This window comes from Pyxidicoccus xibeiensis (assembly GCF_024198175.1).
GTDB lineage: Bacteria > Myxococcota > Myxococcia > Myxococcales > Myxococcaceae > Myxococcus > Myxococcus xibeiensis.
This window is the reverse complement of sequence record NZ_JAJVKV010000007.1, coordinates 54,831-78,319: the sequence shown is the minus strand read 5'-3', so window position 1 is coordinate 78,319 and position 23,489 is coordinate 54,831. Positions and strand designations below refer to the sequence as shown.

16 protein-coding genes and 1 pseudogene are annotated in these 23,489 nt (G+C 69.8%); 4 read left to right on the top strand and 13 right to left on the bottom strand.

Going from position 1 to position 23,489, the window contains the following annotated elements; genetic code table 11:
- Window positions 1–21: 21 nt before the first annotated feature.
- The 3 genes from LXT23_RS29610 to LXT23_RS29600 all read right to left on the bottom strand — a co-directional run bounded on the left by LXT23_RS29610 (window position 22) and on the right by LXT23_RS29600 (window position 5,948).
- Window positions 22–684, bottom strand: a complete 663-nt coding sequence (locus LXT23_RS29610) for an SRPBCC family protein (protein WP_253983698.1) — start codon at window positions 682–684, stop codon at window positions 22–24.
- Window positions 685–907: 223 nt separating this feature from the next.
- The gene (locus LXT23_RS29605) at window positions 908–4,264 is read right to left on the bottom strand and encodes a DUF4082 domain-containing protein (RefSeq protein ID WP_253983697.1); all 3,357 of its coding nucleotides are present in this window, start codon (window positions 4,262–4,264) and stop codon (window positions 908–910) included.
- A gap of 271 nt (window positions 4,265–4,535) precedes the next feature.
- Window positions 4,536–5,948, bottom strand: a complete 1,413-nt coding sequence (locus tag LXT23_RS29600) for an L-serine ammonia-lyase (protein ID WP_253984009.1) — start codon at window positions 5,946–5,948, stop codon at window positions 4,536–4,538.
- A 203-nt stretch (window positions 5,949–6,151) separates the two neighbouring features.
- On the opposite strand from LXT23_RS29600, the gene LXT23_RS29595 reads away from it, so the two are divergent.
- The gene (locus tag LXT23_RS29595; RefSeq protein ID WP_253983696.1) at window positions 6,152–7,888 is read left to right on the top strand and encodes a hypothetical protein; all 1,737 of its coding nucleotides are present in this window, start codon (window positions 6,152–6,154) and stop codon (window positions 7,886–7,888) included.
- Between the two features lie 603 nt (window positions 7,889–8,491).
- Here the strand turns inward: LXT23_RS29595 and LXT23_RS50730 are convergent.
- From LXT23_RS50730 to LXT23_RS29550, 9 genes and pseudogenes are all read right to left on the bottom strand, one after another.
- A pseudogene (locus LXT23_RS50730) lies at window positions 8,492–8,617 on the bottom strand (helix-turn-helix domain-containing protein); the annotation flags it as partial.
- 386 nt (window positions 8,618–9,003) lie between these two features.
- Window positions 9,004–9,360, bottom strand: a complete 357-nt coding sequence (locus LXT23_RS29590; protein ID WP_253983695.1) for a GIY-YIG nuclease family protein — start codon at window positions 9,358–9,360, stop codon at window positions 9,004–9,006.
- Window positions 9,361–9,509: 149 nt separating this feature from the next.
- The gene (locus LXT23_RS29585; protein WP_267146720.1) at window positions 9,510–12,350 is read right to left on the bottom strand and encodes a heavy metal translocating P-type ATPase; all 2,841 of its coding nucleotides are present in this window, start codon (window positions 12,348–12,350) and stop codon (window positions 9,510–9,512) included.
- An 18-nt stretch (window positions 12,351–12,368) separates the two neighbouring features.
- The gene (locus LXT23_RS29575) at window positions 12,369–13,346 is read right to left on the bottom strand and encodes a vWA domain-containing protein (RefSeq protein ID WP_253983694.1); all 978 of its coding nucleotides are present in this window, start codon (window positions 13,344–13,346) and stop codon (window positions 12,369–12,371) included.
- Window positions 13,346–14,281: a vWA domain-containing protein gene (locus LXT23_RS29570; RefSeq protein ID WP_253983693.1), complete on the bottom strand. Its 936-nt coding sequence runs from the start codon at window positions 14,279–14,281 to the stop codon at window positions 13,346–13,348. The genes LXT23_RS29575 and LXT23_RS29570 overlap by 1 nt, the downstream gene beginning before the upstream one ends.
- A gap of 64 nt (window positions 14,282–14,345) precedes the next feature.
- Entirely contained in the window at window positions 14,346–15,707 is a 1,362-nt protein-coding gene (locus LXT23_RS29565) for a hypothetical protein (protein ID WP_253983692.1), read from the bottom strand.
- Window positions 15,708–15,839: 132 nt separating this feature from the next.
- On the bottom strand, window positions 15,840–16,664 hold the full coding sequence (locus LXT23_RS29560) for an immunoglobulin domain-containing family protein (protein ID WP_253983691.1): 825 nt from the start codon (window positions 16,662–16,664) through the stop codon (window positions 15,840–15,842).
- 15 nt (window positions 16,665–16,679) lie between these two features.
- Complete coding sequence (locus LXT23_RS29555) at window positions 16,680–17,483, bottom strand: hypothetical protein (protein WP_253984007.1); 804 nt, start codon at window positions 17,481–17,483, stop codon at window positions 16,680–16,682.
- Window positions 17,484–17,543: 60 nt separating this feature from the next.
- Window positions 17,544–19,478, bottom strand: a complete 1,935-nt coding sequence (locus LXT23_RS29550) for a serine/threonine-protein kinase (RefSeq protein WP_253983690.1) — start codon at window positions 19,476–19,478, stop codon at window positions 17,544–17,546.
- Window positions 19,479–19,727: 249 nt separating this feature from the next.
- On the opposite strand from LXT23_RS29550, the gene LXT23_RS29545 reads away from it, so the two are divergent.
- The 3 genes from LXT23_RS29545 to LXT23_RS29535 all read left to right on the top strand — a co-directional run bounded on the left by LXT23_RS29545 (window position 19,728) and on the right by LXT23_RS29535 (window position 21,742).
- Window positions 19,728–20,396, top strand: coding sequence for a GNAT family N-acetyltransferase (locus LXT23_RS29545; protein ID WP_253983689.1), 669 nt, complete (start codon window positions 19,728–19,730; stop codon window positions 20,394–20,396).
- Between the two features lie 20 nt (window positions 20,397–20,416).
- On the top strand, window positions 20,417–21,235 hold the full coding sequence (locus tag LXT23_RS29540) for a hypothetical protein (RefSeq protein ID WP_253983688.1): 819 nt from the start codon (window positions 20,417–20,419) through the stop codon (window positions 21,233–21,235).
- A 120-nt stretch (window positions 21,236–21,355) separates the two neighbouring features.
- Window positions 21,356–21,742, top strand: a complete 387-nt coding sequence (locus tag LXT23_RS29535; protein ID WP_253983687.1) for a hypothetical protein — start codon at window positions 21,356–21,358, stop codon at window positions 21,740–21,742.
- A 3-nt stretch (window positions 21,743–21,745) separates the two neighbouring features.
- Here LXT23_RS29535 and LXT23_RS29530 read toward each other — a convergent pair whose 3' ends face one another.
- The gene (locus tag LXT23_RS29530) at window positions 21,746–23,332 is read right to left on the bottom strand and encodes a Vgb family protein (protein ID WP_253983686.1); all 1,587 of its coding nucleotides are present in this window, start codon (window positions 23,330–23,332) and stop codon (window positions 21,746–21,748) included.
- Between the last annotated feature and the right edge of the window lie 157 nt (window positions 23,333–23,489).

Genomic DNA, 23,489 nt, shown 5'->3' with positions numbered 1-23,489 from the left:
CACGAGCGTGCGATTCGTGCCCTACGGCGTGGGCGCGGCGACGGCCGTCCCACCCTCGGCGGGCGCGGCGGCGGCAGCGGCCTCGGCGGCGGCCTTCTCGGCGGCGGCCTTCTCGGCGGCCACGCGCGTGGCCTCGGCCTCGGCGCGCTTCTTCGCCTCGGCCTCGGCGGCCGTCTTCATGCTGGCCAGGCCCTTCTCGAAGTCCTTCCCAATCATGGCGTCCATGTCCATGACCAGGCACATGGCCTTGCCCATGAAGTCGTTGGTGCCGCTCATGGCCCAGACCACCTCGGTGCCACCCTCGACGGGCTTGAAGGCGAAGGTGGTGGTGTTGGTGGCCGTCCAGGGCTTGAGGAACTCCAGCTTGATGGTGACCCGCTCGTTGGGCTTGCTCTCCTCGATGGTCATCCGGCCTTCACCGACCTGGTCGTTGCCGGCCCAGGCGTAGCTGGCGCCCGTGCCCGACTCAGCGCCGGTGAACGTGCGCTTCTGGTTCGGGTCCAGGTTGTCCCAGGGGGACCACTCGTTCCAGCGGTGGAAGTCATTGACCAGCGCGAAGGCCACGTCGGCCGAGACGGGCAGCGTGGCGCTGCGCTGGTACGTGAAGGCGGCGGGACGGGTGGCGATGACGCCGACCAGCACGAGGATGACGGCGGCGAGGCCACCGAGGAGCTTCTTGAGCATGGGGTGTGGGTCCTTTGACGAAGGCGCGCGGGGGAGCGGGCCCGCGGCGCGTCTTAGAGCCCACGGGCGACCAGACGCAAGACGCACCCTGGCGGAAGGGCCACCTCACGGGTGGGATGCCGTGCGCCGCCTCACCCCCTGTGAAAGAAAAGCGGCCCGGCGTGAGGACCTCGCGCCGGACCGCTCGTCTCACCTCGCCCTGGAGGGCAGGGTGGGGAACGACTCAGTTGTACGTCGCCGTGTACGTGCCGGCCTGCGCGCCGTTGATGAACGCGAAGCCCACGCCCTTGATGGTCTGCGCCATCGTCGTCACCGGCGAGCCGTTGCGGCTCACCGAGACCAGCGTCTGGCCGGACGCGGTGCGCGTGGGCACCATCAGCGACAGGTTGCGCGCCGGGGTGGCCACGGTGAAGGTGAGCGTCGTGCCGGTGTAGGCCACGCCGGACACATTCGTGCCCTCACGCGCGTCGAGCCACTCGAGCAGCTGCCGCGCGGTGATGACGGACACGCCCTCGCGCTTCGCGGAGGCGATGATGGCCGCCGAGCCCGAGGTGCCCGCCGTGGAGTGCGAGTCCACGTGCATGTTGGCGTTGAAGGCGCCGTAGTAGCCCTTGGTGCCCAGGGCGTTGGCCAGCAGCGTGTCGATGTGCAGCGGGTACGTCTGGCCGGACTCGTCCGTCATCTGGGTGGCGAGCTGGTAGACGTTGATGGGCGTGCCGTCCACGTCCGCGAAGCGCATGGCCAGGCCGGAGCCCGTGAAGACGCCCGGGCGGTCCTGCACCCAGTAGTCCGGCCAGTAGTAGTAGTTGGTGTCCATCCGGATGCCGTGGCGCAGCGACACCTTGGGCTGGGTGGCCCAGTCACTGAACGCGATGCAGTGCGTGCGGTTGGTGGTGGGCGCGGGCACGCCCGGATAGCTCGACACGAAGCTGCCGAGCTGCGGGGTGAAGAAGTTCGGGTCCAGCGTGGCGGCCGTGTAGTCCGCGCAGTTGGTGTTGACGTGGAGCGCGTACTCGAAGCCCTGGGCGGCGTAGCCCGCCGCCTGGGTGGCCGTCAGCCCGCCCACGTAGTCGTAGATGGTGCCGCGGATGCACTGCCAGTCCTGCACGCTGCAGCCCGCGGGGCTGTCGCTGACGTACTGCTGCCAGCGCTGCGTGGTGAGGCCGCCGGGGTGTCCGTCGCCCGTCATCACCACCACGGCCTTCTTCGCGCTGGGGAAGTACCAGAGGCGCGGCAGCGGCGTGGCGCTCGTCTGGTGGAGCATGTTCGCCAGCAGGCGCTGCTGCTCGTCCGCCTGGGGAATCTGCACCTTGTTCAGGTTCACCCAGTCCGGCTGCGGGTCGAAGGACGCGTTGCCGTAGAACATGTCGCTGGCGCGCGCGCCCGGGCCGATGCCGGAGCCGTCGCGGTTCTGCCCCTGCCACGCCGGGTTGCCCTGGCGCGTGTAGATGACGGACTTCGCCAGGTCATACGCGAAGGCGATGGCCCTGCCGCTGCCCACCGTGCGCAGGCTGACGGCCGCGTAGGACGTGGCCGTGGTGGCGTTCGAGTAGAGCGTGGCCACCGCGCGCGTGCCGGTGGTCAGCGTGTGCAGGTCCGCGGTGCCGTGGTACTGCATCGTCTCCGCGGTGAGGCCCGTGCCCGGCGCCTGGGTGGTGTCCAGCAGGATGTAGCCGTTGGCCAGCGTGCCCGCGGACGGGTTGAGGCCGAGCAGCGCATTCAGGTTGGCGGCCGGACGCATGGCGATGAGGCTGCCACCCGCGTTCACCCAGTTGGTGACGAGCGTCACCTGGGCGGCGGTCAGCGTGGCCTCGCCCAGCACCAGCACCTTGTAGCTCGTCAGCGACACCGAGTTGCCGAGGTTGCCCGCGTCGGTGGTGGCGAAGGTGGTGATGCCCTCCGCCTTCAGCAGCTCCTCGAGGTAGTCGGTGAAGTGGTTGGCCGGGTCCGTGGCCACCAGCACCGGGCCGGAGCCGCTGACGCCCGGACGGGGCGGTGGGCCGTTGGACTCGAAGAGGACGTCCACCCAGTAGTTGGTGTTCTGGTGGCTGCCGGAGGGGAAGGTGGACTGCGAAGCGTAGGTGAACACGCCGTTGCCACCGCTGGTGGTGCCGGGCAGCGCGTGCAGGGGCAGCGAGTCCACGCCGTTGGCCAGGCCCCCGTTGTCATACGAGTAGCCGCCGGAGGGCGCGAAGTACGAGGCCACGTAGGTGGTGCCCGCGGTGATGGGCACGGGCGTGGTGAAGTTCACCTGCTGCCAGCCGGTGGCCGTCTCGTTGACGAAGGTGGCGGTGGCGAGCAGCTGTCCCGTGGCGCTCCACACGTTGCCGACGTGGGTGCCGGTGTTGCCCGAGCCCTTGTAGAAGCGCACGCCCTTGACGGTGCCGTCCACGTCGGACCTGAACTTCACGCCCACCTCGATGGCGGCCGGGTCGCTCGCCGTGGCGGTGCCCGGCGTGGCGGTGGCGGGGAAGAGGGTGAAGGTGTTCGCGGGCGGAGGCGGCTGCGGCGGAGGCGCGCCCGTGGCCTGGAAGAGGACGTCCACCCAGTAGTTGGAGTCGCGGAAGCTGTCGGTGGGGAAGCTGCCGGACGGGCCGTACTTGTAGACGCCGTTGCCGCCGCTGGTGGTGCCGGGCAGCGCGTGCACGGGCGCCGCGCTCACCCCCGAGGCCAGGCCGGCGTCGTTGAAGGCATAGGCACCGTTGGGCGCGTGGTACGAGGCGACGTAGGTGGTGTTGGCGGAGATGGCCACCGGGCTGGAGAACGTCACCTGCTGCCAGCCGGTGGCCGTCTCGTTGACGAAGGTGGCGGTGGCGAGCAGCTGGCCATTGTTGCTCCACAGGTGGCCCACATGCGTGCCGGTGTTGCCGGCGCCCTTGTAGAAGCGCACGCCGACGACGTTGCCCGTCACGTCCGCCTTGAACTTCACGCCCACCTCCACCGGCAGGGAGTCATTCGTCACCGAGGCGACGGCCGGCGTGGCGGTGGACGGCCAGATGGAGACGGGGGCCGCGGGCCGGAAGACCACGTCCACCCAGTAGTTGGAGTTGCCGAAGCTGTCGGAAGGGAAGGTGCCCGACGGGCCGTACTTGAAGACGCCGTTGCCGCCGCTGGTGGTGCCGGGCAGCGCGTGCAGGGGCGGGCTGTCCACGCCGGAGATCAGCCCGCTGCTGGTGAAGGCATAGGCGCCGCCGGGCGCGTGGTACGAGGCCACGTAGGTGGTGCCGGCGGTGACGGGCACGGGCGTGGTGAAGTTCACCTGCTGCCAGCCGGTGGCCGTCTCGTTGACGAAGGTGGCGGTGGCGAGCAGCTGTCCCGTGGCGCTCCACAGGTGGCCCACGTGGGTGCCGGTGTTGCCCGCGCCCTTGTAGAAGCGCACGCCGACGATGTCGCCCGCCACGTCCGCCGTGAACTTCACGCCGAGCTCCACGGCGCTGAAGTCGTTGGTGACGGAGGGGACGGCGGGGGTGGAGCCGGCCGGGAAGATGGAATACGTCGGCTGGGCGTGCGCACTTCCCGCTGGAATGGCTACCAGCGCGAGCGCGAGCGCGGCCGCCAGAAATGAGACGAGGGGGTGCATGCCCCTTGCGGGGCCTGACTGCGGTGTGGTCATCGGGACGTCTCCTTGGTGTCCGCCGGGCCCGCTCCGGGGGGAGCGGGCGCATCAGCGGCACCTTCATCATTCCGCCCGCATGCCGCGTTCACAATGGAACACGGCGCGGTTCATCCCAATGCGGCCGGGACGCAACTTTCCACGGAGGGATGAGGCGAAAGGCACGTCCCCAGCGGCCTGCTGCCGCGAGGTTGTACTCGTCACCGGGTGGCGACACGGTGGCCGCCACCCGGGAGCGTCAGCACTCCGGGAGGCCGACGCTCAGGTTGGCCACTTCCAGCACGTTGACGGCGAGGCCGCCGCGCGCGGTCTCCTTGTACTTGTCCTTCATGTCACGGCCGGTGTCGCGCATCGTCTTGATGACCTTGTCCAGGCTGACGAAGTGTCGCCCGTCCCCGGACAGGGACATGCGCGAGGCGTTGATGGCCTTCACGGAGGCCATGGCGTTGCGCTCGATGCACGGCACCTGCACGAGCCCGCCGATGGGGTCGCAGGTGAGCCCCAGGTTGTGCTCCATGGCGATTTCCGCCGCGTTCTCCACGTGGAGCGGCGTGCCGCCCAGCACCTCCGTGAGCGCGCCGGCCGCCATGGAGCAGGCGCTGCCGACCTCTCCCTGGCAGCCCACCTCGGCGCCGCTGATGGACGCGTTCTCCTTGTAGAGCACGCCGATGGCGCCCGCCGTCAGCAGGAAGCGCACCACGCCGTCGTCGTTCGCCCCCGGCACGAAGCGCCAGTAGTAGTGCAGCACCGCGGGGATGATGCCCGCCGCGCCGTTGGTGGGCGCGGTGACGACGCGGCCTCCCGCGGCGTTCTCCTCGTTGACCGCGAGCGCGTAGAGGTTCACCCAGTCCAGCACGGTGAGGGGGTTGGTGAGCCCGGCCTCCGGACGGCTGAGCAGGCGCTGGTACATGGCCGCCGCCCGGCGCTCCACCTTCAGGCCCCCGGGGAGGATGCCGCCGTTGGTGCAGCCCCGGCGCACGCATGCCTGCATGACCTCCCAGATGCGGAGCAGCCCCGCGCGAATCTCCTCCTCGCTGCGCAACGTCTTCTCGTTCGCCAGCATGATGGAGCTGATGGGCTGCTTCTGGCGCTCACAGTGCTCCAGCAGCTCCGCGGCGGAGTGGAAGGGGAAGGGCTGCGGAGTGCTGTCCTGGCGCAGCGGGTCCTGCCCCTGGGTGGCGGCCTCGTCCACCACGAAGCCTCCGCCCACCGAGTAGTAGACGCGGCTTTCGAGCTCGGTGCCGTCCGCGGCGAAGGCGGCGAAGCGCATGCCGTTGGGGTGGTAGGGCAGGGTGCGGCGGCGGTGCATCACCAGGTGCTCGCCGTCCTTGAACGTCACCTCGCGCTTGCCCAGCACCGCGATGCGGCCGTCCGCGCGCCAGCGGGACACGACGCCGGGAATGGCCTCCACGTCCACGCCTTCGGGCGTCTCACCACGCAGGCCGAGCAGCACCGCCTTGTCGCTGCCGTGCCCCTTGCCGGTGGCGCCCAGCGAGCCGAACAGCTCCACCTTCAGCTTGGAGAGCCGCTCCAGCTTGCCGCCCTCCTCCAGGCGCCGGGCGAACGTGAGCGCGGCGCGCATGGGCCCGACGGTGTGCGAGCTGGAGGGACCGATGCCAATCTTGAAGAGGTCGAAGACGCTGACAGCCATGGGGGCGGAACATGCCACGTTTCCTCTTCCGTCCCAGTGACACCCACGAGGCACGGTCCTCGCCTGGACAGCCCGTGCTTATTGGCACTCCAAGAAGTGGGCGCACGCACGCACGCTCGTCGGGTCTCAACACCGCGCGTCGACGCCGACGTGACTTGGACGCGGTGCGTTGGCGGTGCTGCCTCCTCGTGTACGCTCCTCCCATGTCCCGCTACGTGTTCACCTCGAAGCCGCACGGTGTGGATGTGGAGGTCGACCTGGACTCGCAGGTGCTCGAGCTCGAGGTGGACGACGAGGAGTCCTTCTGGTCCGTCCGGGAGCGCCTCCGGCAGCGGAGTCAGGAAGGGAGGGTGGACGAAGTTGGAATCCGGGTCCTCGACACGTCGAGTCCCCTCGAGCCGTACCTGCACCCGACTCTGGCCGGCCTCCAGCGGGACTGGGAGTGGACGCCCGCCATGGTGTTCGCGCTCAAGGCCAAGGCCTTCGACGACGGCCTCTACGCCGCCGTCGAGCTGCTGGTGCAGCGGGGCACGCCCGCCCTGCCAGGAAAGCGGCGCCTGCTGGAGCAGGTCCATCAGGTGCTGCTCGCTCAATGGTCCGCCGGGGACTCCGACCCACTGAGGTCGGTCCTGGTCCTCCTTCGCTCCGCCCTGTCGATGACCGGGCCATTGGATGAGGGCGACAGGAAGCTCCGCCTGCTCGTGATGCGGTTCCTCAAGGACTTCGAGTCCAAGGAGGGCGCATCCAAGCCCCTGGGCTTCTATACGTGGAGCCCTCAGTTGGAAGGGGTGTTCAAGCAGGACCGGCTCCTTCAGACGGAGCTGGAGCCGGACGCGGCGCGGACCCTCCTCGCGGCGCTCGAATCGGATGCGAGCCTTTATTCCGCGTGGCGGCGGCACGTGCAGCTCCCCAGCCGGCTGACGAATCCGACCTCCAAGCCGGCCCTCGATGAGGACGGCGAGCAGCGCTGCTTCCTCCCACCCTCGGACTCCCATGAGGGAAGGGTGGTGAAGGAGCTGTTCGGGAGGGTGTCGCCGCCTCCGGGATTCCAGCTCGTCGATGAGCTGATTGCCCGCATCCGGGACGGAAGGCTCGACACCACTCCGGCGACGCGCTCCGGCTGGTATGACCACCAGTTCCATGCACTGGTGCCGTTCCTGGTGCCCGAGAGGATGCCGGAGGCAGAGCGGCTCGTCATCGGCCCCCGGTATCGCGCCGAGCTGGAGCAACAGTTCCGGGCGCTCTTCGCGCTGACGCGAGAGACCCATATCAAGCAGCTCGAGCAGCTCACCGCCGGAGGCGTGCCGCTCATCGTCCAGCCCCGGCTCACCATCGAGCCGCTTGCCGAGTTCTACCGGAGACGGGCGGAGGGGTATTCCTTCCTGAGGAACGTGCTCTGCGAGTTCCTGGGTGCGCCTGCCCTGGCCAATGCCCAGCGGGTGACTCCTGCGGGAACGGTGGAGGTGCCCCTGCTGGAGGAGTTGGTGTGGATGGAGCAGGTCTTCCGTGGAGCCCATGCCATCGTCCGGCAGGAGCTGGGCTTCGAGGAGGTGGCGGAGGCCGCGCTTCCCGCGGCCCTGCTCACCCGGCGCTGGCTCCTTCAGTGGAAGGAGGACCCGGACCTCGCCAGGGATCCGCGCTGTGTCGTGCCCCTGTTCTTCGACCTCGAGCGCGGGAAGACCAAGGTACTGGCTGTCCTGGGGTTCAACTCCACTCCCGTGAAGGCTCGGTTCCTGCGACGTCCGACGGTCCACCTGCACGGGGAGGGCGCGGGCCAGGATGCTTCGGAGTGCGTCTTCTTCTCTGATGGGCGACATGGCACGGTCCGTCCCATGTGCGCGGAGCTGTACGTGTCCCGCGTGCCTGACAGGGAGGAGTTCCAGTCCCTGTGTGATGCGCACGGCAGTCCCGATGCCATCCTGCGGGCTCTGGAGGGCTGACTCATTCCCTACGAGCAGTGCGCCTGGCGGGTGCGACGACGCGCCGTCATCCATTGCCGCCACCGCGCCACTGCCGGGCCCCTCAGCCATTGCCACCGCCGCGCCATTGCCGGGCGCCTCATTCGGGGCCTTCTCGCCGTCTGGAGGCGGCATGCCTCCGGGCCCCCGGGGCGTCGACTCCTCCCTGGGCCCGAGCGCCCGCCAGAGCGCCTCCGCCGACGCGAGCACGTCCTCCTCCGTGACTGCGCTTTCCCACCTCGCCGCCACCCGCCCCAGCTCCGCTAGCGCGCCCCACACCAGGCACGTCCTCGCCATCGTGGAACCTGGCTCCAGCACTCCGTCGCGCTCGGCCTGGCTGATGACCTCCCGAATCAGGTCTCGCACCCGCCAGCCTCGCTCGTCGTCAGGCCCTTGTTCCGGGTCGGGGTGCAGGAAGACGAAGCTGAAGACGCCGGACATCCGCAACACGTAGTTGGCCAGCAGCCGCCAGAGGGCGAAGAAGCCCTCGCGAAAGCCCGCGCCCTCGTCCGTGCTGGCCATCTGGAACTCGTAGCGCGCATACCGGCACAGCTCGTCGTCGGAGAAGTCGCGAATGGCCAGCGCACAGCCGCGCTTGCTGCCGTAACGCCGATACAGCGAGCCCACCGACATGCGCATCACCCGCGCCAGCTCCGCGGCCGGGGTGTTGTCGTAGCCCCGCTGCGCCATCACCGCCGCCGCCTCCTCCATCCGCGTGGCCACGAACTGCTGGTACAGCTCCATCATCTGCCCACCCCCTGCCAGACCGACCCGCCCGCGGAAGGAACGTTCCTTCCGCCAGCACCTTCCTACCGGGTGGGGCTGACATGCTGACGGCGGACAACCGGGCAGGTCTACACAGGACCAGGATGCGCAAGAGGCTGGAAGGCCCGGCGGGACAGGTGATGCGGGCTTCCTCCAGGTCTTGAGTCAGCTCTTACGGAAGCCATCGCCCGGACTGCCCGGGGACGTGGGGCACTGGCACGGCATGGCCGCACGGGGCGCTGCTCTTCCCGCCCTGGGGTTCGGAAGGAACCCCCATTCCACGTGGGCTCGCTCCTCCCACCCTGTCATGCAGGACTCAGCCGCGTCCTGACTCACGCGACGGCGCGCTCCGAGGTGGCTCGTGCCGGCGTCGCTGTTGCCGCGGCGTCGCGCTCCTCCTCGAGGATGGCGAGCGTCTTGCGATACTCGGCGGCCTCGGCCAGCCGCGTCAGCTCGAACTCACCGTGGTGTTCGCGCACGGCCGCGGCAAGCTCATCGAGCGACACCCGGAGGAACTCCTTACGCTCGTTGATGCGGTTGACGCGCCTGCTGGCGAAGGTGCGGTGCAGGGCCGCCTCCAGCGCCGGCGCGTCCGAGGTGCGGATGATGGTGTGGACATTGAACTCGAAGGGGACGGAAGCGTCTCCGAGCTCATCGATGCGGTCCTGCGGGACGAGCCTCCGCGTCATTCCGAGCTTGAAGACGTCAGCTCCGAACGAGCCGATGTTGGAGATGACACGTGCCCCGTGCGCGTCAGCTGCGCCTGGGAAATGACTCGCGTCCGTTCCTGGTCCTCGGCCACGCGGAGCTTCAGCTCCGCGATGCGCTTCGTTGCTGCTCAGCCCGCGACGGGCTGCACGCCCACGGCCGGAGCCGGTGCGGGCTTCATGGCCTGCGGCCGGATGGTGAGCAGGCGCAGGCCGTTGGCGACCACCAGCAGCGTGCTGCCCTCGTGCAGCACCACGGCGTGGCTGATCTGCGTCAGGCCAAAGACCGCCGCGATGATGAGGATGGCGCTGATGCCCAGCGAGATGACCAGGTTCTGCTGCATCACCCGCGTCGCCTCGCGCGCCAGGCCCAGGGCGAAGGGCAGCCGGGACAGGTCGTCGCTCATCAGCACCACGTCCGCCGTCTCCAGCGCTGCGTCCGAGCCCGCGCCTCCCATCGCCACACCCACCGCCGCCGCCGCCAGCGCGGGCGCGTCGTTCACCCCGTCGCCCACCATGGCCACCGAGCCCTTGCGCCCCATCTCCCGGACCGCCGTCACCTTGTCGGCCGGCATCAGCGGCGCTCGCGCCTCGTCCAGGCCCACCTGCGCGGCAATCGACTTCGCCACCCGCGCGTTGTCGCCCGACAGCATCACCGTGCTCTGGATGCCGGACTCCTTCAGCGTCTGGATGACGTTTCTCGCGCCCGAGCGCAGCGTGTCTGCCACCCCCAGCACGCCCAGGTAGCGTCCCGCCTTGCGCACCACCATCGTCGTCTGGCCCGCCTCCTCCAGCTTCTGCACCTCCGCGGAAATCTCAGCCGGGACGGCCTCACCCTCGAAGAGCCCCAGGCTGCCCACGTCCACCACCGCGCCCGCCACCTTGCCCCGGATGCCCTTGCCGTGGATGGCCTCCAGGTCGCTGCCCGCGGGGGCCTGGATGCCTCCCTCCGCCGCCGCGTCCACCACCGCCTTCGCCAGCGGGTGCGCCGAGAGCGCCTCCACCGCAGCCGACGTGCCCAGCAGCTCCTCGCGCGACACGCCCTGCGCCGGCGCCGCCGTCAGCAGCTTCGGCTTGCCCACCGTCAGCGTGCCCGTCTTGTCGAAGGCAATCGCGTTCACCTTCGACAGCAGCTCCAGGTAGATGCCACCCTTCACCAGCACGCCGCCGCGCGCCGCCGCCGCCACCGCGGACAGCACCGCCGACGGCGTGGAGATGGCCAGCGCGCACGGCGAGGCCGCCACCAGCAGCGCCACCGCGCGCAGGATGGCCTCCTTCACCGGCGTGCCCAGCAGCACCAGCACCACCGGGAACACCACCGCGCCAATCATCACCAGCGGCGCCACCGTGCGCTCCAGCCGCTGCGCGAAGCGCTGGTTGGGCCCCTTCTGGGCCTCCGCCTCCGCCACCATGTCCACCACGCGCGCGAGCACCGACTCGGACGAGAGGCGGGTGACCTCCACCTCCAGCATGCCCTCGCAGTTGATGGTGCCGGAGAACACCTCGTCCCCAGGCTTCTTGGCCACGGGGATGGACTCACCCGTAATCGCCGCCTGCTCCAGCGAGCTCTTGCCCTCGCGGATGATGCCGTCCAGCGCGACGCGGTCGCCCGGACGCACCACGATGCGCTCCCCGCGCTGCACGTCGCCCACGGGGACTTCCACCACGTCGCCACCCCGGCGTACCCGCGCCACGTCCGGACGCAGCGCGCCCAGCGACTCGATGGAGCGCCGCGCGCGGTCCATGGCCCGGTGCTCCAGCGCGTGGCCCGCGGCGAAGAGAAACAGCAGGAAGGCGCCCTCGAACCAGGCACCCAGCACCGCCGCGCCCAGCGCCGCCACCACCATCATCGTCTCGATGTCGATGCGCAGCTGGAGCAGCGACTTCACGGAGCCCCGGATGGCGAAGAAGCCACCGCTCGCCATGGACAGGGCCCAGACGAGGGTGGGCACCAGGGCGGGCACCTTGGTGAAGCGCTCCAGCAGCCAGCCGGCGACGAGCAGCACGCCCGCGACTCCCACCAGCGGCATCTCCAGCAGGGGCGCCAGCCCGCCGCCGTGCGCGTGGTGCGAGCACGCATGGCCGCTGGTGGGCACTTCCAGCGCGTAGCCCAGCGCCTTCGCCTTCGCCTCCACGTCCTTCAGCGTCACCTCCTCGCTGTCGTACTCCACGACGAGGCGCTCGCTGGCGTACGCCACGCTCGCGGAGAGGACGCCCTTCAGCTTCCCGAGCCCGTGCTCGATGGCCGTCGCCGAGTCCGCCGAGGTCATCCCCCGCACGAACCACGTCTGGTGCTTGTAGCGCTCCGCCACCTCGGCGCCGGTGCGCTGCGCGGCGGTGATGAGGTCGGACGCGCTCACCACCTCCGGCTTGTAGTGGATGCAGACCTCCGCATGGCCCGAGTCCCTCCGGAGGTGGACGTCCGTCACGCCCCGGTGGGCCTCCAGTGCCAGCTCCAGCTTCTGGAAGCGGCCGGCGTCATCCGTCTCCCCCGGCAGTGCGCCCTCCAGGTCCAGCTGGAGCGCCACGCCTCCGCCTTCCGCGGGCCGGTGCCCGGGCGGACGGATGCGCTTCGGCTTCGGGTGGTGATGGTGCCCATCGCCGTGGCCGTGGTCGTGGTCACACCCGGGGCCGTGCTCGTGCTGGTCATGCCCGTGGTCGTGATTGCAGTCCGGCCCGTGGACATGCTTCTCCTCGTGCCCGTGCGCATGGCCGCCGTGGTCGTGGTCATGCTTGCAGTCCGGCCCGTGGACGTGCTTCTCCGCCTTCGCGGGGCCGACAAGCTTCAGCTCCTTGAAGGCGAACTTGCCCGCGGGCTTCACCGCCGCCAGGGCGGGGCCGTGGTTGCACCCCGGTCCGTGGACGTGCGGCTCGCCATGCCCGTGCGCGTGGCCACCGTGGTCGTGGTCATGCTTGCAGTCCGGCCCATGGACGTGGCCGGACGGCTCACTGCTCTTCTTCTGCTCGGACATGGCGTCTTCTTCCTGATGCTAGTGGCGGTGGCCGCCGTGCTTGCGGGCGGGGGCTGCGGCGGGGGCGCTGGCCGGCTCGGGCTTGCGCTCCTCCTCCTCGTGGTGGTCCTCGTCCTCGTGCTCCTCGGGGATGGGCTGGGTGAACTTCTGCCCCGCCACCTCCAGGGTGAAGGCCTTGCACGCGGCCGGAACCTCGAACTCGAGCACCGCGGGCAGCCGGCCTTCATACGACTTCAGGACCTTCCCCTGCTCGTCGTAGAGGGTGCCGCCCGCGGCCACCGTCATCGTCTCGTCCACCAGCACCGCCACCAGCTCCGCCATCTCCTCCATGCGGTCGGCGATGCGGTGGCACCACAGGTGGCCCACGCCGGGGTACGTCTCGTGGGAGATCTCCTCCATCTGCTCCTCGTCCACCTGGTCACCCACGCCGACGAACACGAAGTTCATCCGCGGCAGGCGCCCGGAGGCAATCTCCTTGGCGACCTGCGTGGCGTACGCCCGCACGTCGTTGCCGTCGGAGAGCTGCGAGTCGGTGATGATGACGGCCAGCCCGCGGCGCACCCCGTTGGGCACCGAGGCCTTCATGTGCGCCACGAAGTCGCGCAGCACGGGCAGCATCACCGTGGCCTTGCCGTAGAAGCGCGGCCCCGGGAAGCGGAAGTCCTTGGCCTGCACGGCGGTGAGGTCCCCCAGTTGCTCCAGCTGGCTGCCGTCCCCCGTGGCCCAGTAGGCCACGCGGACTCCGCCGTCGCGGTCCTTGCTCGCGAGGTACTCGAGCATCCACCGCATCTGCGGCTCGACGAGGTTCTTCACGGGGGCCAGCTTCGCCAGCACCCCGCGAGGCCCGTACTCGTCCTCCATGCTCGCCGAGCCGTCCATGTAGAGGGCCACTTCCAGCCCCTCCACCGTCGGGTCGTGCAGCAGCGTGGCGACGACCTTGTTTCCCATCCGGTGCACGTCCGAGAACGGACGCACGATGGCTTCATGGCCGGCCATCAGTGGTGGTCCTCGTCCTCGTCGTGGTGGTCCTCGTCCGGCAGCGGCTGGGTGTAGCGCTGGCCGTTCACCTCCAGGGTGAAGCTCTCCGTGCCCTCGGGCACGTCGAACTCCAGCACCGCGGGCAGGCGGCCCTCGTAGGTCTTCAGCACCTTGCCCTTGTCGTCGTAGATGGTGCCGCCGGCGGCGACCGTCATGTTCTCGTCGACGAGCACCGCCACCAGCTCCGCCACCTGGGTGATTTCCTTGGCGATGCGGTGGCACCAGAGGTGGCCCACGCCCGGGTACTCGGCGTGCGCAATCTTCTCCAGCTGCTCCTCGTCGATGCCGTTGCCCACGCCGACCAGGACGAAGTTCAGCCGCGGCAGCTTGCCGGAGGCAATCTCCTTCGCGACCTGCGCGGAGAACTTCTCCACCTCGTCCGCGTCGTGGAGCTGGCCGTCGGTGACGATGACCGCGCAGCCGCGGCGCGCGCCGTTGGGCACCTGCTCCTTGAGGTAGCGCACGTAGTCCTTCAGCGCCGGCGCCAGGTACGTGTGGCTCCCGAGCTTCTTCGCGCCGGGGAACTTGTACTGCTTCACGTCCACGCCCTTCAGCTCGCCCACCACCTCCACGTCACGGCCGGACGCGCCGCTGGCCCAGTACGCCACACGGAGCTGGCCGTTGCGGTCCTTGGTCGCCAGGTACTCGAGCATCCACTGCACCTGGGGCTCCACCATGTTGGCGGGGTCCTTCAGCGGCGCGCCGCGAATCCACTCGAGGAAGCTGCGCGAGGGCGTCTCGTACTTGTACTCGTCCTGCATGCTGCCCGACGCGTCCATGTAGATGGCCACGTCCAGGCCCTCGACGGTGGGGTCGTGCAGCAACACCGCGCGAACCTTCCCCTCCTCGACATGGAGGTCCGAAAACGGCTCTACGGGCTTCTCGTGTCCCATGTGCTCCCCCTGATGGTGGAGCGCGACGGTAGCCCCCCGCAGGCAGGCGTCGCAATGGGGCCGCTCAGTCGTCGAAGTCGGACATCCAGTCCGGCTTCTTCCCTGGTGACGCGGCGGGCGAGGGAGCCTTCGGTGCCGTGCGGGCGGGAGGCGCCGGAGCCGGGGGCTCACGGCTCGGGCTCGTGCTCGGAGGGGAGGCGGGCGCCGCGCCGAAGTCCGCCATCCACGAGGGCGTGCCGGGCTTCGCGGGCGGAGGCGGCGGGGAGAACTTCGCCCGGGTGAGCTTCGGCTTCGGGCCCCCCGGGTGCGACGCCGCATGCGCGTCGAGGAAGTCCTGCATCCAGTCGCTCGGGCGAGGAGGCTTCGGGGGCTCGCGGGGAGGCAGGGGCCGCCTGGACTCGGGCACCGGAGCCGAAGGCACCGCCAGCCCGCCCCGGGGCACGGGAGCGCCGCCGCCAGCCCGGACGAGCCCGCGGAGCACCCGCTCCGTCTCACTGGGCCAGCCGGGGAGCGCGGCGAGCGCGGCGCGGGCCACGTCGAGGAAGCCGGGCGCGCCGGCCTCGGGCGGAATCTTCACCTTCTCGGCGCGCAGCCACTCCGCCATGCGCGTGAGCAGGCCCGGGTGGTTGCGCCGGAGGATGGCCACGTCGCCCTTCACCTCGTAGCCGCGCAGCTCCAGGTCCGCGATGGCCATGGCGCGGCTGGGGACGGGCAGCTCCAGGTCCGCCAGCGGCGCCGGGCCGCCATTCGCCTTCGCGTCCTCCTGGAGCTGGGTGAGCACGTCGTGGAGCATCCGCGCCACCATGGGGCCGTTGGACGCGTTGCCCACCTGGAGCTCCGGCGGCACCGCCGGCCAGGCGAGCACCAGCCCGCGGCCCTCGGCGAGGCGCTCGGGGCGGTCTCCGGGCAGCAGCGCGTGGTAGCCGCGCGGCGCGGACGGGCTCTCCGGCGTCTGCACGTAGTGGAAGGCGTCCGCCGCGCCCTGCACGAGCCCGGCGAGCACGTCGCCGCGTGTCACGGTGAGCTGCCCCGGCACGCGCATGGGCGCGTCACCGGGCCACGGGCCGGACAGGTGGCCGTAGAGGTACACGGGGTCGTTGAAGCCCTCCGCGTCGGAGGGGTGCTCCACCAGCTCCACCGCGAAGAAGTACAGCTCCGCGGCGTGGATGCGCCGGGGCGTGCGGCCGGAGGCCACCTCGTGGTGCGTGAGCTGGGCGCGCGTGGCGGCGGGGAGCAAGTCCCGCTGGCTGGCGGGCACCACGTGCACGCTGCCCAGCGCGTCGATGCCGACAATCCACTCCTGCTCCAGCAGGTGGCCCGCCTCCAGGCGGAACGCGTCCACCACGTGCGCAATCTCGGAGGCGACCGACTGGACGGGCTCGGCCGCGCTGGCGGCATGGGGGACGAAGTAGCGGGGATGGCTCACGGCGGAAGCAGGAAGGGTCTCGCAACCGCGCGGCCCGCGCAAGGGCGGGCCTCCGACATGGCACGGGCCGGGAGGCGCGCCCGGGTTGGGGACGCACCGCCCGGCCCGCGGGGCCTCAGGCTTCAGGCGCGGCTACTGGTCGTCGCAGGGCGTGCCCAGCTTGACGCCCTCGTACACGCCCAGGTCGTTGTAGATGAGCGGCAGGTTCTCCTGCACGGGCACCTCGCGCAGCTCGTGCTGCTTCTTGGCGTTCTCGATCCACATGGAGGGCTTGTTCTTGTCCAGCACCAGCCGGAGGTCGCCCTTCTTGGTGGAGAAGATTTCACCCTCGGAGTCCGCGACGACGTTGGTCATCTTCTGCTGCTTCAGCGAGCCACGCTGGCCGATGAAGACGCGGTAGCTCTTCTGCTCGGACGGGTGGAAGCCCCGGTCCACGAAGTAGTAGTTGCCCTTCGTGTCGCGCAGCAGCACGTAGGGCACGTACTTCTGCGGGCTGGGCTGGTACGACGCCTTGCGCAGCAGCTCCGCCGCCTGGGCGCCGTCCATCAGGGTGAAGGGAATCTTCCGCTCGCCACAGCGCAGCGCGCAGGAGTTGTCCTTCTTGTCCAGGTCGATGTTGGAGATGACCCGGTAGTCCATGCCGCGGAAGTTGGGGTTGGCGTCCTTGTTGAAGAAGCGCGGCTCCAGGAAGGAGCCCGCCGAGGCATACCGGCCGGGAGGGGGCACCTCGACGAAGGTCTTCCCGTCGCCGTAGTAGAGGACGGAGCCGCTGTCGTCCTCCTTGGGTGCCAGCACCATGTAGTGGCCCTTGTCGTCGGTGCAGACGGAGGTGGCCTCCATCAGCATCTTCTGGCCGAGGTTCTCCTCCTTGCCCCAGGGGGGAGTGACGGGCTCGGCCGCCAGGGAGGCGCTACATGCGAGAGTGGCCGCGACGGCTGCGAATCGCTGGAAGTTCATCTGGAGAGGCTCCGGCTACAGGTTCTTCTTGAAGAACCCGGTGGCGTACGTGTCCTGGTTGCTGGCGTCCTTGTTCGTCGTCCAGATGAGGCGGTCGGCCTCGAGCTTCGGCTCCAGCGCGGGGCCGAAGCGGCAGCTCACCTGCTTCACCTTCTCCTTCACCGTCTGCTTCGCGACGTTGGAGACGGAGCACAGCTCCTTCAGCGCGTTGAGCGGAGGCTCGCAGAAGCCGGAGATGCTCAGCTCCTTGAGCTGCTCCTCGGTGACGCTGCTCCAGTCGATGGAGGCCTGCACCGAGGTGCGGCACGCGTTGTTCATCTCCACCAGCGTCTCAGCCAGGGCCTTGTCGTGGCGGGCCGACTCACCCTTGCGGTCGAAGGCCATCAGCTTCGCCAGGGTGCCATCCTTCTGGAGCTTGTCGTACTGCGCGTAGACCTCCTCCGGCTTGAGCGCCGCGGTGCGCTTCTCGTCGTAGCTGACGCGGATGGCCTGCTGGCGGCCCGGCACGTACAGGTCGTAGCGCGAGTCACGCACGTGCAGCGCCGCGTAGTCCCGGCCGTGCCACTGGGTGACGTAGTTGACCTGCGTGCTGCTGCTGGTGCTCCAGTCGCGGAGCTGGAAGGGGAACACCTTCCCGTCGAACTCGGAGCCCGTGCCCTTCACGCGCAGGAGGAACTTCTTCTCGGAGCGGGGCGTCAGCGGCACCACCGCGACCTCCTCGCCCTCGGGGCCGACGTACACCTTGCCCGCTTCCACGGGGGCCGCCGCCAGGCCGGGAGTGGCCCCCAGCGCTACCGCCGCGACAATCACTGCGACCATGGTTCTCAAGCGAATCACCTCGTGAGGCAGAGAGGCCCACCGCGAAGGCGGGCCCGTTTGTCAGAGCTCGATGTCGTGCTTCATGCAGAACTTCTTGACCCGGGACTGGTCCGCGCGGCCGACCTTCGGCCACTCGCTCTTGGCCCCGCCCAGGTCCTTCTGCTGGCAGTAGGCGCGAGTGAGCAGCGAGTACGCCGCCTTGCTCTTCTGCGTGCGCTGGCTGCTGCGGGCGAGCTCGATGGCCCGCGTGGCATTGCCCGCCGCGAGGGCGCTCTCGCCCTCCTTCAGCATCTGCACCACCTGCTCCGGCAGCTCCTCGCGCGGCTCGGGCCGTGACGACGGGCGCTGCGTGGTGGTGGCCGGCTTGTCCGAGGTGACGGTGGCCACCGTGGGCACCACGGTCTGCGCCTGCTGCGTGGGGGGCGGCTGCGTGTCGTTGTTGGCCTGCGCGGTGGTCGTCGGGGTGCCCGGGACGGTCTGCGGCTGCGCGGCGGCCTGCGGGGGGCTCGGGGCCGGCTGCGGCTGCTGCGCGGTGGCCTGCGGGGTGACGGCGGCAGGGGCGGTGGGAGGCGTCTCGGGACGGTTCATCCACCAGACCACGCCGCCTCCCGCACCGAAGAGCGCCAGGGCCGCGGCGACCATCAGCCCCCGATTCGAAGAAGGAGGCGGGGCCGGCTGCACCTGCGCCACGGCCGGAAGCGGGCCGGACGCGGGAGTGGGTTGGGGCGCGGCGGACACGGGCGGCGTCAGCGCGGTGGCCGGCTGGGGCGGGCGCTCGGGCGCCGGGACGGAGGGCACCTGCTTGGAGATGAGCGTGGGCTCCAGGCCCGGCGGGTCGATGCTCGGCGCGGGCAGGCGGCCCGTGTTCGCGAAGCCCGCCGGGGAGGGTGGTGCCTCGGGCTGGACGAGGCCCATGCGGCCCGTACCGGCGAAGCCCACGTCGGGCTGGACCTGGCCCATGACGCCCGTTCCGGAGCCGCTGCTCTTCACGCTGCCCGGGGCGATGGTGGCGTCGAAGCCCTCGGAGCCCACGTCCGCCGCGTTGCTGGAGGGCAGGGCGATGCCCGAGGGCGGACGGGGGCCGACCTTGGGCACCGGCTGGGCCGCGGCGGGGGACAGCGTGTGGAGCGGGCTGCCCGTGAGGTCGAGCACGAAGGAGGCCACATCCGGGTAGCGCTCGTCGGGGCTCTTCGAGAGCGCCTTCATCACCGCCGAGACGGCGTGCGCGGGGGCCTCGGGGCAGAGGGGGCCGAGGGGCTCGGCCGGCTCGTACACGACGCGGAAGATCATCTGCGCCAGGCCGCCCGCGCCGAAGACGGGCTTGCCGGCCATCATCTCGTAGACGATGCAGCCGAGCGCGAAGATGTCCGTGCGCGCGTCGATTTCGCGGTTCTTGCCCATCGCCTGCTCGGGCGACATGTACTGCGGCGTGCCGATGATGGTCGCTTCCTGCGTCTGCAGCGTCTCCGAGCTGAGGACCTTGGAGATGCCGAAGTCGAGCAGCTTCACGCGCTCGGTGACGATGCCGCCGGAGTCGGTGGGCACCAGGTGCACGTTGGCCGGCTTGAGGTCGCGGTGGACGATGCCCGCGCCGTGCGCGGCCTGCAGCGCCGAGCCCATCTGCCGGGTGAAGGAGAACACCTGGTCCAGCGGCAGCCGTCCCCGCTCCAGCCGCGTCGCCAGGCTCTCTCCGCGCAGGAACTCCAGCACCAGGAAGGGGTTGCCGTCCTCCAGGGTGTCGTAGTCGAGCACCTCGACGATGTTGGGGTGGCCCAGGCGGGAGGCAATCTCCGCCTCGCGGCGGAAGCGGGTGAGGATCTCCTGCGTGAGGTGGTCGCCGCCGCGCAGCACCTTCACCGCCACCTGTTTGCCGGGGAGCCGCAGGTGCTGGGCCAGGTACACCGAGCCCATGCCTCCCCTGCCGAGCAGGGAGACAATCCTGTACGTGTTCCGCAATACCGCATCAATGCGGAGGTCACCGTCGGGTCGGGTCATGGGGCTGGGGCTCGCGTTTCACTGCCAGGGGTGGTGGCCCCTATTCCATCCTCCTACCCCACTGCTAGGCAACCCTCCCGATGTCGTAACGCACCGGCTGGGGTGCCGGACGGAGAGCGGGGTGCCGATTTTCAGGAAACGGGAACCTTCAGGTCCGGGTTGGACGTCCAATCCCCCTTTCCGAGGGGGAGACCGGCCGGCCACGGAAGCGCTGGTGGCTTTCCACCAGCCTGCTAAGGAGGCAGGCGTATGCCGACGGACAAGCCACCGGACACGCTCGAGGTGCGCGTCCGCCGCATCCACCGCCGTGACCTGAACCGGACCTGGGAGTTCCTCAAGCTCGTCTTCCGCGACGTGAATCGCGAGACGGTGGAGTACCAGCGTCCCCGCTCGAAGCGGCGCTTCATGGAGGTCTACACCTCCGAGTGGATAGAGCAGCTGCTCTACGAGGTGGGCGGGGAAATCGTCGGGTACTCGGAGTGCGCCTTCGAGGCCACGGGCGACGACAACTGGGTCAACCCGCGCTGGTTCGAGAAGCGGGGCATGCGGCCGCTGTTCGTGGAGGAGCTGGCCGTGCACCCGGACTACCAGGGGCGCGGGGTGGGGAGCTTCATGATGGATCAGCTCCAGCACCTGGCGCGCACGCGGGGCTGCACGCACCTGGTGCTGGAGGTGGCGGAGAACAACGAGGCCGCCCTGGCGTGGTACCGGGCGCGCAGCTTCTACAAGCTCGATGCCGCCATCTTCATGGCGCAGAAGGTGCCGGGAGAGCCGGACCTGCTGCCCCCGCGCCGCATCAAGCGCAGGCCGAAGGCGACTCCCGAGGCGGGGGCGAGTCCGAACACCGGGCCGATGCCGGAGACCCCGGCGCCTCGCACGGGGGCTCGCAAGGGGCGGGCGGCGAAGAAGAGCGGCTGAGCGGGGAGGACGGAGCGGCTATGGTCCGAGCCATGCCGCCATCTGTCCGCGCGGAGCCGGCGCGACGCCATTCATGGCTCGTCATTCTCTCCCTGGTCATGCTCATGCTGAGCTGCACCAAGGCACGGCTCTACTATCTGCAGAGTGAGCTGGCTACCCTGGAGGGCGACCCCAATCTGGCGGTGGCTCCAGGGCCATGGCCGAGCGTGCCCGCGGTACTCGCGGACCCGGCCCGCGTTCCTGACGACCTGGTATTGCCCACCTTGAGAGCGCTGATGGCGCTTCCCGGAGCCGCTGATGCCTGCGACCCGAGTGGCCGGCCGCGCCCGGAGGCAACTGAATACTGCGTGGCAATCTACAAGACGCCGCAAGACTGGCGTGTCACCTGGCCCACCCGGAAAGTGGTGGATGCCCACAGTTCGTGCAAACCCCCATTCGGCGGGGTCGACGACACTGACTTCGGGAGGGGGCTGCCCATCCTGGGGTATGCCCACAACCATCCCTGCGGACTCTTCGCGAGCAGCCGGGACCTGTTGACCTTTCCCACGATGAAATCGCCTGAGGGCGTCTGGATGGTGGTGGGATACGGGACCTCCCCCAGTGGCGAGCCGGTGCTCGATGCGCATGGGGAGCCCATCCCCGCCTGGGCCTGGCTCGCCACGGGGCATCTGACCGAGCCACGGTTCTTCAAATGGAACTCCGCAGGCGAAGTCTTCAGGTGGAGTGAGAAGCAGGGGCAGTGGGCCTTCCAGGCAACCTGCAAGCCGCAGACTTCCAACATGCTCAATCCCAAACCGCTTCCGCCGAAGTGCCAGCCCGAGCTGGCGGATTGGTATTAAGCCGTGCCTTCCCGAGAGGGCTCCATGCTGAGACCCCATTACGCCATCCTGCTCGTTTCACTCCTGGTTGATGGGGGACCTGTCACTTCCCCAGCTGTGTCCTCCCGGCAGGATGGAGGCGTGGCGGCCCCTCTGCCCGGCTTGCCAGGCGTGGCTGGGGGACGCGGAGTTCCTGATGCCGGTGCGGCGGAGCCCATCCGCTGGCCCGAGAATCTGCGCCCGCTGGCCACGCTGGACGGCCCCGCCGTGATTGCCGCTCATGCCGCGCTTCAGCACCTGCTGGCGCGCTTCCCCAAGGAATATGCGGGGAAGTGTGGCTACTCCCCCAAGGGGCTGGACGTCATCGTTGGACAGGAGGGAGACCTGTACTTCGTCCGCATCGACCAACGCATGGACAGGTGCGGTTGGGTGGCCCCTCCCGGATTCAGTACGGAGACCGACTGGTTCGAGCTCTATGCCGTCTCGCCAGACGGCCGGGTCCTGGCGCGCGCTCCGTACTCACCGTAGGGCTCAGAGGCTCGGCGCGACACCATGCGACCGGGAGCGCTTCTTGGGCATGAACGTCAGGGTGACGGAGAACCCGAGCCCTCCACTGCCAGGCGGCACGAAGGCGTCGATGAAGTCACCCGTCCTCCCGCTGTAGCGGAGCACCGTGCCGGGGAGGAAGTCCGGCAGGTACAGGTTGCCGTCCGGCCCGAATTCGAGGTCGAGGGCGTCGCTCACCCCGCCGCTCCCCGGTTCCACGAAGACGTCGATGAAGGCGCCCGTCTTCCCGTCGTAGCGCCGCACGTCGTCGTCCCTCGTGCCGACATAGACCCTGCCGTCCCTGCCGAACGCAATCGTCACCGCTTCGATGGCCGGAATGAAGATGGCTCCCGGTTGTCCCGGCGCCGGGAGCGGAGCCCCCGTGTCCCCGTCGTAGCGCACCACGTTGTTGCCCACGATGCTCACGACCAGCAGGTTCCCCTTCTTGTCGAAGGCCATCCGCTGTGGAACCAGGAGGCCGCCGCCCGTCGCGAACACGTCGAGGAAGGCCCCCGTGTCCCCGTCGTAGCGCAGCACGCTGTTGGTGCCGAAGAAGCTGTCGGCGACGTACAGGTTGCCGTCCGGCCCGAAGATGAGTCCGCCCGGTGCGCCCAGCCCACCACTGCCCGCGGGCACGAACACGTCGATGAACGCTCCCGTCTTCCCGTCGTAGCGCAGCACCTCACCGGTATCGAAGCTGGCGATGTAGAGGTTTCCATCCGGCCCGTACACCAGCTCCTGCGGGTTGATGAGCCCACCGGCGCCGGGCGCGACGAAGACGCCGACGAACTCGCCCGTGTCCCCGTCATAGCGCAGCACGCTGGCGTTGAGGCCACTGCTGACCAGCAGGTCGCCCCCCTTCTTCTTGCGGACCTTCACGCTCACCGAGTCCACGCCCCACTGCTCGTTGGCCTCGCCGCGCGGCGGGTCCGCGAAGCGGAGCGTCAGCTCGCCCCCCGTGTGCCGGAACGTGAAGGTGAGCCGGTGGAGCGAGTCGCCCTTGCTGCCGTAGCCGGACTCGTCCGGGTACCCGAGCGTGCCCCGTTCCTCCGCGCCCGTGAGCCCTGGGTAGCTGCCTCCGGGGTACGGCCCCGGATACGACTGGGAGTACCGCGCGTCGTACGGCGCGGCGTCATTGGAGAAGGTGGCGTCCAGCAGCACGCGGCCACCATCCACGCTCGCCACCCAGCGGTCCGGGCCCTTCGTGGCGTCGTTGCCATCCCACGACTTCAGGACGAACAGGTCCAGGCTGACCTCGACTTCGTCATGTGCCGGCAGGTCGTCCAGACGGAGCGTCACCTCCTGCTGGCTGAAGGGGCCGAGGAACTGACGCCCGCCCTTGGGCGTCCGGGAGACGCGGCGGTGGCTCCACTCCGGGCCTGCTCCCCGGCCGAAGGTCTCGTCGTAGACCTCCCGCTCATCGTCTTTCGACTGCGCCCTCACGTCTCCCGGCTCGCCGCGTCCTGACTCCTCGTGGACCTCCGTGGAGCCTGCCTGCTCGTCCAGGCCTCCCGCGCACCCGACCAGCAACCCCGCCGCAAGTGCGGCACATCCCAGCCACCATCCCCTCATGTGCTGCCTCCCTTCACGCCCTGGCCCAGGGTGGAGTCACAGCGGGCCTGGTGCCATTGACTGGGAGGGCTCCCTGCGTCCGTGAACAGGACGGTTCATTGCCCTGGCCATCCGGGACGCCTTCCAACGCGAACGCCCGTGCTCCCTTCGCAGGGAA